The sequence below is a fragment of the Paenibacillus rhizosphaerae genome (assembly GCF_014192015.1).
GTDB lineage: Bacteria > Bacillota > Bacilli > Paenibacillales > Paenibacillaceae > Paenibacillus_AQ > Paenibacillus_AQ rhizosphaerae.
In genome coordinates, this window is record NZ_JACHXJ010000006.1 from 132,142 (window position 1) to 148,271 (window position 16,130).

Consider the following 16,130-nt stretch of genomic DNA (forward strand, 5'->3'; position numbering starts at 1 on the left):
ATGTCGTTGTTCCGTTGTCTGTTCTTTATCGCATGAACAAGCCGCCGTTCACCTCGATGGTCTCACCCGTAAGATAGCGGGACAGGTCCGAAGCCAGATACAGCACCGTATCGGCGACATCCTGCGGCGTCCCTTCCCGCCCGAGCGGGATTTTGGACACCGTGGCGGCCCGGCCCTCATCGGAGGTGAAGGTCGCGTGAAAAGCCGTCCGGCCGATAAAGCCCGGCGAAACGCAGTTGACCCGGATGCCCTGCGGCGCAACTTCCTTGGCCAGACCCTTGGAGAAGGAAATGACCGCCGCCTTGCTGGCCGCATACACCGATGCCCCCGGCCCGCCGCCGTCATGGGCGGCGACCGAAGTCATGTTGATGATGGACCCGCCGCCGCGGGTTGTCATGCCCGGAATGACCAGCTGGCTCAAAAACACGCAGGATTTGAAATTGACGTCCATGACATGCGTATAATGCGCCTCGGTCATTTCCGCATTCGGTACCCGCTTCACCAGGTGGCCCGCATTGTTCACCAAAATATCCACCGGACCGCCCAGCTCCCGCTGAACCGTGTCCAGCATCGCCGTCAGTTCCTCGACGCGGGTGACGTCCGCCTGGACGACGGCGGCCCTGCCGCCCGACTCGGCGATTTCCGCCGCAAGGGCTTCCGCCTCTTCCCGGCCCCGGTTATAATGAACCGCCACCGCGGCTCCCGCGGCCGCGAGTGACCGGGCAGCTTCCCGGCCGATGCCTGAACTGGCACCGGTCACCAGCGCCATTTTCCCCTGTAAATCGATCTTCATCCCACATTCTCCTCCTCATACATGCAAGTCATGCTGCCGTCGAACGGCAGCGACATCCGAATCGTCGTTCCCTGATCCAAAGCGCTGTCTATCGTCAATCCGTACGCTTCCCCATAGACCATCTGAATCCGCCGGTGCACGTTCATAAGGCCCAACCCGCCCTTGTGGTACAGGGAGCCGGAATCGGACTCCGCGAGCCGGTTCAGGTCCAGCTTTTGGCGCAGCGAATGAAGCTTCTCCTCCGTCATGCCGGCGCCGTTATCCTCCACGATCAGCCGGAAGCCGCCTTTCCGGACCTCCGCGCCGATCCGGATCCGGTGATGATCCTGAATCCCGTCGGGGAACGCATGCTGGAACATGTTTTCGATCAGCGGCTGCAGCGTCAGCCGGACCATCTTGTGCAGCAGCAGCTCCGGAGGAACGTCCACGTCCAGCTCAAACTGGCGCTGGGTCCGGTACTGCAGAATCGTCATGTAATTCAGCACATGCTTCAGCTCGTCGACGACCGTAATTTCCGACAAATTCGTCTGAATGGCATACCTCAGCATGGCCGCCATCGCTTCGACCATTTCCATAATTTCTTCGGAGTCCTGGACGACGGCATAGCATTTGATGGTCTCGAGCGTGTTGTACAAAAAATGCGGATTGATCTGCAGCTGCAGCGCCTGAAATTCGGCCTTATGCTGTTCCAGGGCGATTCGCTGCAGGTTCAGCTCCGTCTTGTGCGAGCGGATTTCCGCCTCGTAGACGCGCTCGATCATCTCCGACAACCGCGTCAGCATCACATTGTAGCTCGAGATCAGAAAACCGAACTCATCCTGGCGCTGCTCCTCCCCCTCAATGGTCTTCCACTCGCCTTTTTCCATCATGCGCATGTTGCGGACGAGCTTCTTGAGCGGTTGCACGAGGGACCGGCCGAACCGCCCAGCAATCCACATCGCGACAATTAACGTGATGAAGCCGGCAATGACCGTCGTATAGCGGATGTTCATGATCGGTTTCCGAAGCTCCTTCACCGGGACCGAAATGACCATCTGCCAATCGGCGGCGCTGAGCCGCTGCGACACATACATCCGCTTCTCCCCGTTGACGACGGCCGTAAAGGTGCCCTCCCCGCTGAGCAGGTTCTTCTTGACCTCATCGTCCATGAATTCGGGGATGACGGCATCCTCCGGCTTGTCGACGAAATTGCCCTTGCTGTCCACAATGAAGGAGTAGCCTTTGTCCCCCAGATCCATTTGTCCCCACAGCTTGGATATCTCCCGGGTGTTAAGCTTCATCCCGAGGATACCCCGCGGCTGGTGCGACAGCAGCCCGCGCACGCGGCGGATGAACGTAATGTACTGCTCCTCCCCCGGATCGGCCGTGGCTGAATTAATGATCGCGCCGAGGCCGTCTTTCGGAATATTTTGCTCGATTAAACGATAATACGATTTATAATCCTTAACCTCATCCTGGATGATGTCCTTCGTGGTGATCGCCTTGCCGTCCTGATTAATGACGTAAATCAATTCGATCTGCGGATAAATGATAAAGGCCGAATCGAACACCTTGCTCTGAATCCGCCGCGACAGCTCGTAATACTGGAAACTGTTGTCCGGATCCATCTCCATAAACTTCAAGACATCCGGGTCGGACAGGATGATTTTGCTGGCATTGTCGAACGTCTGAAGGTACAAGTCCGTATGATAGGCCGCATGGGTGATCATTTGGGACAGGTAGCGTTCCAGCTGGCGGTCCAGAAGTTTGGACGACTGCACGTAAGTGATGGTGCCGACCACCGAAAGGGAAATGACGATTAATACCATGAAGTAGCCGAAAATGCGGTGGGAAATGCTTCTGCGGAACATGTCAGATCCCCAGCCGCTGCCGGTATTCCGAAGGCGAGATGCCTTCGTATTTCTTGAAGGTTTTCGTGAAGTTGGAATGGTCGGCATATCCAACCGCGTATGAAATATCGGTGATCCGGTTCGATTCCTCGCCGAGCATCCGCTTGGCGTATTCCATGCGCCGCTTCGTGCGGTACTGGACGAAGGTCTCCCCCGTCGCCTGCTTGAACATGACGCTGAAATAATTCGGATGCAGCCCCAGCTGATCCGCTACTTCCTCCAGCGATACCTCGCTGGCCAAATTGCGTTCGATGTAATGCTTGGCTTCCTCAATCGGGTCTTTCCATTTCCCTTTCCGCTTCCGGTACAGGCGGTCCAGCGTCTGGCCGATCCGCTCGGCAAACCGCCCGAAGGCCTCCTCCCCGGTGGATTCCGGGCTGAGCTCCAGGCTGTCGTCCAGTTCGATGTTCATCTCCCTGGCTCTCAGCTTCTTGACAAGCAGGCCGTGGAATTCCTCCAGCATTTCGGCCTTTTGCCGTTCCTGAAGCTGAAAAGCCGAAGTCTCCCGCCGCCACTCCTCCAGCAGCTCCTGAACCTGGCTGCGGTTCATATAGTAGATGGCCTGGTCAAACCGCTCCAGCCACGCATCCATCTTGGCGACGGAGAGGTAGGCGGAGGCCGGCTTCTGCTTCTCGGCGCGCTGCACCAGGCGCTGCAGTGTATCCGCCAGCTCCCGCTTGGCCACCGGCTTCAGCAGGTATTCCCTGACGCCGAAAGCCATACAGGCCTGGGCATACGAGAAATCGCCATAGCCGGATACGACCACCGTCTGCACCGGGTATTCCTGCTTGGCGATGGCCTCGCACAAGGCCAGGCCGTCCATGACCGGCATCCGGATATCCGTAAACACGAAATCGGGGAGCTCCTCCCCGATCGCCTGCAGCGCCTCGCGCCCGTTGGCGGCGAGCCGGATGGATGAAATCCGGATCCCGGACTGCTGAAGGTATACGCTTAGTCCTTTCAGAATCATAGGTTCATCATCAACGAGCAAAATCCGATGCATCCTCAAGAGCTCCTTTCGATTTCGTATTCAGGATACCGGTTGGGCGGAGGAACCTGCATAGTCCTGCCCGAACCGCTTCATGTGCAGGTGAACGACCGCCAATTCCTACTTCCGCGGCAGGAAGATACCCTCTTTTTTCTGGTAGCGTGCATTGGCCTCTTTCAGCACGTCATTGCCTCCCTTGGACTTCCACTCCTCAATCACCTTCGGCCAATTTTCGATCGGCTCCTGGCCGTAGACCATCTTGACCATGTGGGTGACAAGCACCGGCGGCGGCGTATCCGAGAGCGGGGTGATGTCCGGGTTCTTTTTAAGCGCTTCCAATCTGGGGTCGAATTCGATGCCGTCACGGCCTTCGTTCGCCAGAATGTTATCGAACACGCCCATCAGCTTCCGCCCGTCTTCCGTCAGGCTGAGCGATCCCTTATTGTACGTCGTGTCCTGCACGAGCCACAGGAAGGATTGACGGTAGCGCTCCTCGTCGACCCCTTTGGAGTCGGTTGGCTGTTTGTAGTTGATTTTATCCCCGTCCATCGTGTAGGTCTCACCTTCCACGCCGAAGGTGAAAAACTTCTCGGCCTCATCCGATACCATCCAGTCGAGGAATTGGATGATTTTCTCCGGGTGTTCATACTTCGCATTAATAAAGTAGGAGCGGTTCACATCGCCGTACAAATAATATCCGCCCTTGCCGTCCGGTCCGGTCGGGGACGGGATGATTTCGAGCTTCGCATCCGGAATCGTATCCTGCAGTTGGGTCTGCCATTGGAGCAGCTCGTTGGCGTTCATCGACCAGATGCCGGCTTTTCCGGACAGGATCGTGTTCTTGAACGTCGTCGGGTTAATCGTGGCAAATTCCTTGTTGATCAGTCCTTCATCATACATCGTCTTGTAGGTGGACAGCGCTTTCATCATATTGTCCGCGTCGAAGAATTTGGGCTGCACCTGACCGTCTGCTTCCTCAAACTGGCTTAAATAAGGGAAGACGTCATACGCCCCGAAGACCGTATCCGCATATTTGAAGTCCTGGCGGCCCATGTAGGGATTTTCGACGCCCATCTTCTTAAAAGCGCGCAGCACTTCAACAAAATCCTCGATCGTCTTCGGCACCGGCAGGCCTGCTTTGTCCAGCAAATCCTTGCGGATCCAGGTCGCGCGGCGGGATGGATTGCCGAGCCACTCCGGAATACCATAAATTTTACCTTCATACGTCATGCGATTCCAGGCTTCTTTCGGGATTTTTTGCAGCAGGTTCTGCCCGTACTTCTGCAGCAGGTCGTCCAGCGGCATAAAGACTCCCGCCTCCACCGATCCCGCCATTTCCTTCCCGGTCACGCCGCCCTGGCCCTGTACCACGTCCGGAATGTCGCCCGTAGCAAACATCTGTGCCATCTTCTGGTCGTATTCGCTGTGCGGAACCAGGCGGATGTCCATGTCGGTGTTCGTCAGCTCCTCGAGCTTCTTCACCCACTTATCCGCGTTGATGTCCGGCGACTTTTCCACATGGCCGAAATTCAGCGTCCGCAGCGAAATCGAGAACTTGGTGACTCCGCTGTCTTCCGTACTCGCCCCGGCATCCTTGCCGCTGGCAGATGAATCATTGTCCTTGCCGCCGCACCCGGCGAGCAGGGATGCCGTCACCACGGTGGCCAGCATCAGGCTTACCCACTTTTTCATCGTATCCCCTCTTTCCCCGCTTTGATTCGTTCATCAGTATGCTCTTTGTTGGATTTGGCAAGTTGATTGTATCGTTAACGTTTGCCGGACCGTGAGGTGGCAACTTCAGTTCGGGTAGTTCATTTTTAAGATTTGACCGCTCCCAGTGTAAGCCCTTTCACAAAATGCTTCTGCAGGAACGGATACAGCAAAATGATCGGCAGCGTCGCGATGACAATGGTCGCCATCTTGATCCCCTCCGGAGAGGTAAACGCCAGCTCGCTGAACTGCGAGGCACCGGGGTCGATGCTGAGATCGTCGGTTTCGAACATCTTTTTCAGCAGCACCTGCAGCGGCCACCACTTCGGCTGATCGATGTAATACAGCGCGTTCATGTAGGCGTTCCAATGTCCCACCGCGTAAAAAATGCCGAGTGAAGCCATCACGGGCTTGGAGAGCGGCACCACCATGCTCATCAGGATGCGTACCTCCCCGCAGCCGTCGATGCGGGCGGAATCGATGACCTCCGCGGGCAGCTGTTTGAAGAACGAATGCATCACGAAAAAGTTAAACGCGCTGATCGCGCCGGGCAGAATCATGGCCCAGGGGGTATTCATGAGGTGCAGGTTTTTCATCAGCAAAAAGTTCGGAATCAGCGGCGCGCTGAAAATCATCGTGATCAGCACCATCAGCATGATCAGCTTCCGCCCGACATACTCCTCCCGGGATACCGGGTAAGCCAGCGTTGCCGTCGCCACCAGATTGATCAATGTTCCGGCCACTGTGATGAAGACGGATACCGCGAACGCTCGCCATATTGACGCGTCACTGAACACGTACCGGTAGTTAATTGTCGTGGCGTCCACCGGCCAGAACGTTACCCTGCCCGACGTGACCGCTTCCGATGAGCTGAAGGACTGGGCGATGACGTTCAGAAACGGCAGGAACATGGCGAGCCCGAGCAGGCACATGAACAGGATGTTGAACGCGTTGAATAGTTGATAGCTCCTAGACATCATTCGGTACAACCGTCGTTCCTCCCTTCTAGTACAGGCCTTCGCCCGTCGTTTTCTTGCTGAGCAGGTTGCCGAACAGGACCAGCACCAGTCCCACGACCGATTTAAAAAGGCCCACCGCCGTCGTGTAGCTATACTGCTGCGACAGGAGGCCGGAGCGGTAGATGTACGTGTCGAGAATCTCCCCGTTTTCCGTATTCAGCGCGTTCAGGAACACCCACACCCGCTCAAAGCCGAAATCGAGAAATTTGCCGATGTGCAGCAGAAACAAAATCATGATCGTCGGCAGCAGCGCCGGCAGCGTGATCCGGAGCGTCTGCTTCCACCGGTTCGCCCCGTCGATCTCCGCCGCTTCGTACAGGTCAGGATTAATTCCCGCCAGGGCGGCCAGGTACAGGATCGTGCCGTACCCCATGTCCCGCCAAATGCCCGAGCCGACCAGCACGCTGCGGATGTAGGCATTATCGCCAAGGAAATACACCGGCTCGATGCCGAACAAACCAAGCAGTTGGTTCAGGATGCCCGTGGATGGGGACAAAATGGCCACGGACATGCCGGCGATCACGACCCAGGACAGAAAGTGCGGCATGTACACCACGGTTTGGATGACCCTTTTGAACACGACCAGCCTCAGCTCGTTGAGCAGCAGGGCCAGAATGATCGGGGCCGGAAACGCAATGATCAGGTCGTAAAGCCCGATGAGCAGTGTATTTTTCAAAATCCGCAAAAAGTCGTAATGCTGGAACATCATCGCAAAGTTGGCGAAGCCTACCCACTCGCTGCCGGTGAAGCCTTTGAAAATGTTGTAATCCTGAAACGCGATGATCGAGCCGCCCAGCGGAATGTACTTGAAGATGAGAAAATACACGATCCCGGGGAGGGAAATCACGTACAGCGCCTTGTACTTCCACATGAGGTGAATCAGTCCGCCGCCTTTTCCCGGCCTTCGGACCACGCTCGAGGGTTTCAGCTCGACCGCTTCCGTTTTGATCGTCGACATATCGGTCCTCCTTTTCGCGCACGTCGTATGGCTGTGCTTATTTCTCATAGTAACGGCGGAGGGGTGGGGGATGCTTGGTATGAACAGGGGTGGGCTGGTTATTTTTTAAGGTTGGGGGCGTGGTGGGCGTCGTTGGAAAAAGGACAGAAAACCTTATACAGCATCTGCTATGGGATCATCGAGTCGATTCGAAGAAGCAGCAACGAAACCCATACGTCAGCGCACGGGGGGAGGGACGCATTTGGGGTTCCAGCCGCTGTTGAAGCCGTGTTCCTTGATGAGATGAGGAGGTGGGAACACGGCTTCAAAGGCGGCACGTAAACTTTCCACCCCATATGCTTTCCCTCTTTGGAGTTCAGGTGGCGGGGACTGCTGCTTCCGGGTTGGCTCACCAAGACTAGCTTTGTCCCCTTACTTTAGCTGCTTGGCTTTTTTGTTTTTTCCCTACGGTTACTGCCACCCAGCACTTCTCCCCCGCTCTTGACCTTTAAAATACCCAGCTAGTGGGGAGGAAGTAAAAAAAGAGGCGTGTCGCCTTATGGCACGCCTCTTTCGATCATCGAGTCGATTCAAAGGAGTAGCACGAAACCCAGACTTCGAGCGCTCGGGGGAGGGCGCATTTGGGGTTCCAGCCGCTGTTGAAGCCGTGTTCCTTGATGAGATGAGGAGGTAGGAACACGGCTTCAAAGGCGGCACGTAAACTTTCCACCCCATATGCTTTCCCTCTTTGGAGTTCAGGTGGCGGAGACTGCTGCTTCCGGGTTGGCTCACGAAGACTGGCCTTTTCTCCTTTCTCCAGCTGCCTGGCCATTTGCCTTCTCCTTTGGTTGCTGCTATGAGCAAGACATTCGCCAAGTGACCTTATAAAATAATCAGCTTGTGGGTAGGAAGTAAAAAAGAGGCGTGTATGGCACGCCTCTTTTAGGTTGATTATTGGTCGATTCGAAGGAGCAGCAGTGAAACCCAGACCTCGGCGCATCTTCGTTGGGAGCAAGCCGCCTCGAAGAAGGAATAACGAAACCCAGACTTCGGGCGCACGGGGGGAGGGACGCATTTGGGGTTCCAGCCGCTGTTGAAGCCGTGTTCCTTGATGAGATGAGGAGGTGGGAACACGGCTTCAAAGGCGGCACGTAAACTTTCCACCCCATATGCTTTCCCTCTTTGGAGTTCAGGTGGCGGGGACTGCTGCTTCCGGGTTGGCTCACCAAGACTAGCTTTGTCCCCTTACTTTAGCTGCTTGGCTTTTTTGTTTTTTCCCTACGGTTACTGCCACCCAGCACTTCTCCCCCGCTCTTGACCTTTAAAAATACCCAGCTAGTGGGGAGGAAGTAAAAAAGAGGCGCCTCGCCTTACGGCACGCCTCTTTTAGGTTGGCTATCGATCGCTTTGAAGAAGTCGTAACGAAACCCGGAGTTCGGTGCTCGGGAGGGACTCCCCCCTAGCTCACCGGAACTGCTGAGCAATGCCGGCCATAAATTCCTCCTCCGGCACCTTGCTGCGCAAGTCCAGCAGATACTCGGCGTCCGGACCGGCGATATACCGGAACCGGGGAGAAGGATCGGCCGCTGCCTCGTAAATCGTCTTTGCAATGTGTTCCGGTGCGGACACCTGGGTTTCGAAGCTCTCCAGCTGCTTTTTCATAACGGTGCCGGTATAGGGTGCGTATGCCTCCAGCGAAGCATCCTCCAGCAGGTCCAGTGAGCGTCCGGTAAAATCCGTCGCCACGTTGCCCGGCTCTACGAGCTTCACCCGGATGTTGTGTTCAGCCAGCTCATAGTAGAGCGATTCGGAGAATCCCTCCACCGCCCACTTGCTCGCGTGGTACAACGACAGCAGCGGGAAAGCCACCCTGCCGCCGGCCGACGAGACGTTGATCACCGTTCCGCCGCCCTGGGCCCGGAAATGAGGAAGAAGCGCCCGGGTCGTCTGCATCACGCCATGGACGTTGACATCAAACTGTTTGCGCACCTGGGCGTCCGTCGCTGCTTCAAAAGCGCCGAATGCCGCATAACCCGCGTTGTTCAGCAGGACATCGATCCGCCCAAACCGGTCGATCCCCTCCGCAACCGCCGCCTCGATGGTTTCCTTCCGCTCTACGTCCAGACGGGTCACCAGAACCCGCTCCAAGGACCGCAGCCCGGTTTCCTGTTCCGGCGAACGCATCGTCGCGATCACGTTCCACCCCTGCTGCTGAAAAAACTGTGCCGCCGCTTTTCCAATACCCGATGAAGCACCCGTAATCAAAATCGATTTCACGCCAATTCCTCCTCGTTTCTCATTTTCAGGGAAATTATACCGCAAGAAACGAACTAAGTAAACTGATATTAACTATTATAGTTAACTTTATATAAAACAGTTTTCATTGCTGCAAAATACCCGATTACGAAGGCGGGGCGGACAAAGGTGACTTATAGAGTCCAAAAAGGCAGTCGCCGCTAAGGGTGCCTATATAAATTTCTTTAATGAATTACGTGGGAATGAATTTGGTGTAGACAACAAAAAGAGGCCAACGCGGCCTCTTCTTGATCATTTACCGGTCGGTACATTGAATGACACCGCCTGGCTTTTTTCCTTTTCCATACCTTTGTAATGATCGATTTTATCTTCAATACTTCGCAAATGATCCCGGAGCGCCTGCATTTGCTCATGAATGTGCGCCTGGTGGGCCTCCAGCATTTCCCGCCTTTCCGTTATCGTGGAACCGCCTTCGCTCCGCAGGTCCGAAAACCGCTTCATCTTGCTGATCGGCATTCCCGTTCCCCTTAACCGCATTAAAAATTCAACCCATAACAAATCGGACTCCCGGTACAGGCGGTAGCCGTGCTCATCCCGGGGTACCCCTTCCAGCAAGCCAATCCGCTCGTAGTAACGCAGCGTATGCACGGACAGGCCGGTTTTTTGGGAAAGCTGCTGAATCGTGTATTGGTTCTCCATGGCTGCATTATATCACTAAATCCCTACAAAGCGGGCCCTTTGCTTCGATCTGATCTGATTCCTTGCGTCTCCCGGAACGGGATCACTCCATCCAAAAAAAAGCCTTGCTTTAGAGCGCGCTCAAAGCTGTAGCATATAACTCACGAAGCAGCATAACACCATTTCAGGAGGTTAAAAACAATGACAAACGAACGTTACGAACGCGGATGGGAAAAGCTACTGGAAGTCGACGGAGACGGCGGGCAGCGTGTCATGGATTCGCTCAGCGATATCGCCCCGGACCTGGGGAAGTATATCATCGAATTTACTTTTGGCGACATTTATTCACGGGATGGGCTTGACCTGAGGCAGCGCGAACTGATCGCAATCGCTTCCCTGACGACGCAAGGGGGATGCGAAGCGCAGCTGAACGTGCACATCAACGCCGGGCTGAACGTCGGGCTGACCGCCGGCGAAATTGTGGAAGCCCTCATCCAATGCGCGCCGTACACCGGCTTTCCCCGGGTGCTGAACGCGGTATTCGAGGCAAAACGGATTTTTAAAGAACGCCATTTAATATAATGGGCGAAGGGGCGGCGGATGAGCCGCCTTTTTTGATCTGCTATATAGAATGAACTAAAGAAATGAATGTTATAGGGCCATATTGGGCCGTTATAACAGGAAGTTCAATGGAAAACTTTAGTTCAATCTATCTAGCGGATAGAACTTTAACTTTTTCTGTTCTTATCGCCACAATAGACAGATATCGTTGCAAGCACATCTCTACATTCATATGTTAGGTCAGGAAGGTGGTGGTGTGTATGGCCAAGTACAAAAGCAGCTCGATCAGCGATAAATGGAAGAAAACGAATTGGTTATTAGAACAGGACAATTTACGGAAGCATGTCCCCCACACGGAAACTTTTAATAAAAAAAACCTGTTATCCATGCTTTCCAAATATTCAACCGTTTACTTCAAACCAACGCATGGTTCCGGCGGGGCGGGCATCATTCGGATCAATAAAAAAAACAATGGGTACCAAACCCAATTCAAGAGAGAGAAATCCTTTTTCTCAACCGCTGACGAGCTATATCATATGCTTTCCCGTTTTTCTAACAAAAGGCCGTATTTGTTACAGAAGGGGATCCAATTAGCTAAAACGAACGGAAAGCTGTTCGATATTCGCGTGATGGTCCAGAAAACGAAAAAAGGGGAATGGATCAGTACGGCCGTCTTCACGAAGATCGGGAGTCCTGGAAAGGTTGCAACGAACTATAACCAAGGAGGAAGTATCGGTTTATTTCAACCAACCCTGACAGGCGCGGGGTTACATTCGGCTTCCATTCAAAGTACGGAAGAAACACTGAAGAAGTTAGGGGTTTCGGTAGCGAAAAATTTTGAGCGTCATCTCAGAGGATTTCAGGAACTGGGTTTGGATGTAGCGCTGGACAATAAGGAGAAGCTGTGGATATTGGAGGTCAATACACGGCCGCAAATTTATCCGCTAAAAAATTTAAAAGATAAAAGGTTGTTCAATCGAATCCTTTCTTATGCAAAGCAATATGGAAGGCTTAAATAACTGCCATCAAGACGCCATGACAAACATGGCTTTTTTTGTTATACATACATCGTTTGAAGGAGATCCCTAACACGACTAACAACAAAATGATAATAATATTCATTAATTATTTATTGTAAAACGATAAATTATGTGCTAAATTCGAGACACAATAATGATAAGAGGTGTTTTTATGAAACGGGTGTCGACTCTCTTCTTAAAAGTGGCTGTGTTTCTGATCGGAATGCCGATCCTTGCTTTGTGCATCTTTGTGGTGCCCGGGATCGCGAATTTCGCAGCAGAATTGTATCCGGATCATGCCTATCTCAAATATCTCGTGTTTGTCGATATGTATGCATCCGCGGTCCCCTTTTACATCGCTTTGTATCAATCCTTTAGACTGCTGATTTACATTGACAGAAACGAAGCCTTCTCGGAATTATCCGTCAGGGCGCTGAAGAATATCAAATACTGTGCAGTCGCCATCAGCATCTTATATGTGGCCGGCCTACCTCTCCTATATCTCATTGCGGAGGCAGACGATGCCCCGGGTGTCATCTTGATCGGTCTGGTCATTATTTTTGCTTCCATGGTGATCGCTTTCTTTGCCGCCGTTCTTCAGATGCTCCTGAAGGAAGCGATCGATATCAAATCGGAAAACGACTTAACGGTCTGAGGTGAAAACAATGGCTATCGTAATCAATATCGATGTAATGCTGGCGAAAAGAAAAATGAGCGTAACCGAGCTGTCGGAACGGGTAGGAATCACTATGGCCAACCTGTCTATATTGAAGAACGGGAAGGCGAAGGCGATTCGGTTATCCACGTTAGAGGCGATTTGCAAAGCTTTGGATTGCCAACCCGGAGATATTTTAGAGTATCGGAGTGATGCCGATCATGATGAACCATAGCCGGATGATGGAGTCACCGGTCATCAGAGCGTTCAAGCAGCTCGTTCGATTTGGCTGGGAGCAGGCTTTATCCTGTTTGTTCCCTGTCGTGATTTTTGCCTCCCTGGCTTTGACGAAAATCATTCCCCTCCCCTTTCTGCCCAGGTACGATTGGCTGCTGATCATTTGCCTCCTGATGCAGTGGTGGATGGTGCGCTCCGGACTCGAAACGCGCGACGAACTCAAGGTGATCACGTTGTTTCACCTGATCGGTCTGGCTCTTGAACTTTTTAAAGTACATATGGGTTCTTGGTCGTACCCAGGGGAGGGATACTTCAAAATATTCGGAGTCCCTTTATACAGCGGTTTCATGTATGCAAGCGTCGCAAGTTATCTTTGCCAGGCATGGAGAAGACTCAAGGTTGAACTGGTGAATTGGCCGCCGTTTGCGGTCGTCGTGCTTCTTGCGGCTGTGATCTATTTAAATTTTTTCACCCACCATTTTTGGATTGACGTACGCTGGTGGTTATCCGGACTTGTTATCCTTGTCTTTTGGCGGTCCTGGGTCCAATATGAGGTGAACGGAACGCGTTACCGTATGCCGCTTGCCCTGTCATTTGTGCTGATCGGATTTTTTATTTGGATTGCCGAAAATATCGCCACGTTCTTTGGCGCTTGGCAGTACCCGAACCAGGCCGAGGCCTGGAGTCTCGTTCATCTCGGAAAAGTGAGTTCATGGCTCTTATTGGTGATCGTCAGTTTTCTGATCGTAGCGACGTTAAAGCAGGTAAAGGGAAGCATCCCATCGGAGTAGGCCGGGGACATTTAAGCGATTAGTATCGCAAGTCCGGAAGTGAATATTACAAAAAGAAAGGCGGCCGGAATGGCCGCTTTTTTTGTTCCAGCGTATGCTTTTCGGATGATTCCGTCATTACTGTTATGCTTCCCGCTGTGATGCCCCGCTCCCCGAAAGGGACATAAACCAACCGGGCCCGCCGGGCATATAACTAAAAAGATGGTATGCCGGGTTCATGCCCGGACGAACCCCGCAAGGAGGAATGAGCTCAATATGATCCGATACGAACCTTCCTTATACCGGCCCAAACCGCTCAACAACCCGCCAACCGTTTCTGCGGAAGCCCACCGACCGAGTGCCCCTTATCATATGCTGTTTCATTGGAACCGCCTCGACTGGTATTTCCCCTCATCTGCCATGAAACGGGAATTCGAGTCCCGCGAAATTTGGAAAAAGTGCATGCCTGCCGGCGTCAAAGTTGACCGTCAGGGGCATTTCTATGTTTCGGTTCCGCGCTGGGCGGAGGGTGTGCCAGCCACCCTGAACCGGATCGTGCTCCTGGACGGCAAGCCGGTGCTCGACGCGTTCCCCAGTTGGGAGTGGAACGAGGCCGGTAACGTGAGCATGCTTCAGTCCGTGCTGGGCTATGAGATCGATGAGCAGAACCGGATGTGGATTCTCGACCAGGGAAAAATCGCATACCAGCCTTCCCCCGAAGGCTCGCAGAAGCTCGTCCTATGGGATCTGAATACGAACCGCCATATCGAATCCATCATCATTCCGGATGACGTGGCCCCTTCCCGCACCTCCTTCCTGAACGATGTCGTCGTCGATAACATAAATGGCTGCGTCTACATCACCGACTCCGGCTGCGGGTGGCAGGATCATCCGCTGGACGGCGGGATCATCGTGTACAACATGAACACCAAGACCTTCCGCCGGGTACTGGACCGGCATTACAGCACGCAGGACTTCCCAAAGTTCCGGTTTATGATCGATACCGAGCCGGTCTACCGGAACAAACCGCTCAAAATCGGCGCAGACGGCATCGCCCTGTCGGCCGACAGAGGCACGTTGTATTACTGCCAGGTGACGGGACGCAACTTGTATGCGATTGACACGGCGCTGCTGCGTGACTACGGCACGACGGAAGAGACGATCCGCCGATCGGTCGTCAGCTTGGGCAGCAAGGGCACCACTACGGACGGCATGCACGCGGACAACCGCGGAAACGTGCTGTACACCATGCTGGAAGGCAAAGGCATCGGCTGTTACGTGCCGGAGAGCCGCTCGTTCAACCCGCTGTTTTCCGACGATTTCATGCTGTGGGTGGACGGTGTGGCCTTTGATCAGCGGGGGGCGATTATTTTCAACAGCAACCGGCTGCACCGGATGTTCGAGGAGCCGCAAAACATCGATTGGGATGATCCCTACAACCTGATCATTTGGCGCGCCTATATCGGTCCGGACGTGAAGTCGTACTTGTACGTCTAGAGTATTTGCTCCGCCAGCATCACCGTTTCCATCTCCGGCTCGGCGTCCAGCTCCTCGGACAGGACACGGGCAAAAGTGTTGTAATGCCGCTGTGCCTCGCCCATTTCGCCGGCCTGAACGTAACTCAGCAGAACTTTCCGGCATATCTCATCGGAAAAAGGTTCGGCGCTCTGCAGGCCCAGCAGCCGGTCCAGCGCCTTTCGCCCCTGACCGACAGTTTGTTCATATTCGGCGGCCAGCAGGCTGGAGCGCACGAATTGGCGCCGAAGCTCCTCGCGGGCCGATAACGCCCAGCCGTAATCATGCTCCTCAAGATAGTCGCCCTGATAATGGGCCAATCCGCTCTGCAGGCGCTGCAGGTCGCGCAGGTCACGGATTTCTTCCATGGCGGTATCCCTCAGGAAACGGTCCACATCCACCTCGACTTCCCGCTGTACCAGACAGTAGCTCTCATGAGAGTAATCCACGGTGGAGCCCAGTCCCCAGGATTTCAGCATTTTGCGGACCTGGTACACGGAAGTATGCAGCTGGGTCACCGCCTTATCGGCGGAGAGTTCCGGCCACAGGGTCATCAAAATCTGGTCCTTCGCGACCCACCGGTTTCGGTGATGCACCAGCAGGGCGAACAGCTCCTGCGCTTTCTGCGTCCGCCATTTGAGCCGGCTGCCGCTCCCCGTGCCATCCAGTACCTCAATCCGCTTAAAGCAAATGATTTGGGGCTCCTCCCGGACAAGGACAGGTGCCGCCGGCTGCTGCTGAGGCGCCAAGCGCGCCTCCAATCGGCTCACGGTTTTGGCGAACCGCCCGGGATCGACCGGCTTCAGCAGATAGTCGACGGCGTTCACCTCGAACGCTTCAATCGCGTACTGATTATACGCCGTTACAAACACCACCTGAATGCCGGGATGCATGCCGTTCAGGCGTTCCGCTGCCTCCAGCCCGTTCAGGCCAGGCATCTCGATATCCAGAAACGCGATGTCCACCTGGACCCCCTCGGCATGCTCCAGTGCCGCCCGCACCTGCGTAAATTTGCCGGCGATCTCGATCCGCCCGTCCCCTTGAATCAGCCGCTCCAACTGAAGCAGCGCCGGATTTTCGTCATCGACCAATATCGCTCTCAT

Annotated in this window: 16 protein-coding genes; 7 read left to right on the plus strand and 9 right to left on the minus strand. The window is 54.2% G+C overall.

Annotated features, from left to right (window positions below; genetic code table 11):
• Window positions 1-25: 25 nt before the first annotated feature.
• From FHS19_RS28365 to FHS19_RS28390, 6 genes are all read right to left on the minus strand, one after another.
• Complete coding sequence (locus FHS19_RS28365; RefSeq protein WP_183585493.1) at window positions 26-793, minus strand: SDR family NAD(P)-dependent oxidoreductase; 768 nt, start codon at window positions 791-793, stop codon at window positions 26-28.
• A complete protein-coding gene (locus FHS19_RS28370; protein ID WP_183585495.1) occupies window positions 790-2,643 on the minus strand; it encodes a sensor histidine kinase in 1,854 nt (617 codons plus the stop codon). The genes FHS19_RS28365 and FHS19_RS28370 overlap by 4 nt, the downstream gene beginning before the upstream one ends.
• A gap of 1 nt (window position 2,644) precedes the next feature.
• A complete protein-coding gene (locus FHS19_RS28375) occupies window positions 2,645-3,685 on the minus strand; it encodes a response regulator (RefSeq protein WP_183585497.1) in 1,041 nt (346 codons plus the stop codon).
• 105 nt (window positions 3,686-3,790) lie between these two features.
• Window positions 3,791-5,362: an extracellular solute-binding protein gene (locus FHS19_RS28380; protein WP_183585499.1), complete on the minus strand. Its 1,572-nt coding sequence runs from the start codon at window positions 5,360-5,362 to the stop codon at window positions 3,791-3,793.
• Between the two features lie 125 nt (window positions 5,363-5,487).
• Window positions 5,488-6,360 (minus strand): carbohydrate ABC transporter permease, encoded by an 873-nt coding sequence (locus FHS19_RS28385; RefSeq protein WP_183586266.1) that lies wholly within the window; start codon window positions 6,358-6,360, stop codon window positions 5,488-5,490.
• Between the two features lie 25 nt (window positions 6,361-6,385).
• Entirely contained in the window at window positions 6,386-7,357 is a 972-nt protein-coding gene (locus FHS19_RS28390) for an ABC transporter permease (protein ID WP_183585501.1), read from the minus strand.
• 132 nt (window positions 7,358-7,489) lie between these two features.
• Between FHS19_RS28390 and FHS19_RS28395 the strand changes: the two genes are divergently transcribed.
• Complete coding sequence (locus FHS19_RS28395) at window positions 7,490-7,678, plus strand: hypothetical protein (protein ID WP_183585503.1); 189 nt, start codon at window positions 7,490-7,492, stop codon at window positions 7,676-7,678.
• Window positions 7,679-8,800: 1,122 nt separating this feature from the next.
• On the opposite strand, the gene FHS19_RS28400 is transcribed toward FHS19_RS28395, so the two are convergent.
• Together FHS19_RS28400 and FHS19_RS28405 are read right to left on the minus strand one after the other, a co-directional pair.
• On the minus strand, window positions 8,801-9,613 hold the full coding sequence (locus FHS19_RS28400; protein WP_183585505.1) for an SDR family oxidoreductase: 813 nt from the start codon (window positions 9,611-9,613) through the stop codon (window positions 8,801-8,803).
• Window positions 9,614-9,883: 270 nt separating this feature from the next.
• Window positions 9,884-10,291 (minus strand): MerR family transcriptional regulator, encoded by a 408-nt coding sequence (locus FHS19_RS28405; RefSeq protein WP_183585507.1) that lies wholly within the window; start codon window positions 10,289-10,291, stop codon window positions 9,884-9,886.
• A gap of 180 nt (window positions 10,292-10,471) precedes the next feature.
• Here FHS19_RS28405 and FHS19_RS28410 point away from each other — a divergent pair, with 180 nt between their 5' ends.
• From FHS19_RS28410 to FHS19_RS28435, 6 genes are all read left to right on the plus strand, one after another.
• Window positions 10,472-10,852, plus strand: a complete 381-nt coding sequence (locus FHS19_RS28410) for a carboxymuconolactone decarboxylase family protein (protein ID WP_183585509.1) — start codon at window positions 10,472-10,474, stop codon at window positions 10,850-10,852.
• Window positions 10,853-11,091: 239 nt separating this feature from the next.
• Entirely contained in the window at window positions 11,092-11,850 is a 759-nt protein-coding gene (locus tag FHS19_RS28415; protein WP_183585512.1) for a YheC/YheD family protein, read from the plus strand.
• 172 nt (window positions 11,851-12,022) lie between these two features.
• On the plus strand, window positions 12,023-12,505 hold the full coding sequence (locus FHS19_RS28420) for a DUF2975 domain-containing protein (RefSeq protein ID WP_183585514.1): 483 nt from the start codon (window positions 12,023-12,025) through the stop codon (window positions 12,503-12,505).
• A gap of 10 nt (window positions 12,506-12,515) precedes the next feature.
• A complete protein-coding gene (locus FHS19_RS28425; protein ID WP_183585516.1) occupies window positions 12,516-12,740 on the plus strand; it encodes a helix-turn-helix domain-containing protein in 225 nt (74 codons plus the stop codon).
• A gap of 22 nt (window positions 12,741-12,762) precedes the next feature.
• Window positions 12,763-13,533: a DUF817 domain-containing protein gene (locus FHS19_RS28430; RefSeq protein ID WP_183586268.1), complete on the plus strand. Its 771-nt coding sequence runs from the start codon at window positions 12,763-12,765 to the stop codon at window positions 13,531-13,533.
• Window positions 13,534-13,884: 351 nt separating this feature from the next.
• A complete protein-coding gene (locus FHS19_RS28435; protein WP_183586270.1) occupies window positions 13,885-15,009 on the plus strand; it encodes an L-dopachrome tautomerase-related protein in 1,125 nt (374 codons plus the stop codon).
• Here the strand turns inward: FHS19_RS28435 and FHS19_RS28440 are convergent.
• Window positions 15,006-16,130: a response regulator gene (locus FHS19_RS28440; RefSeq protein WP_183585518.1), complete on the minus strand. Its 1,125-nt coding sequence runs from the start codon at window positions 16,128-16,130 to the stop codon at window positions 15,006-15,008. The genes FHS19_RS28435 and FHS19_RS28440 overlap by 4 nt on opposite strands.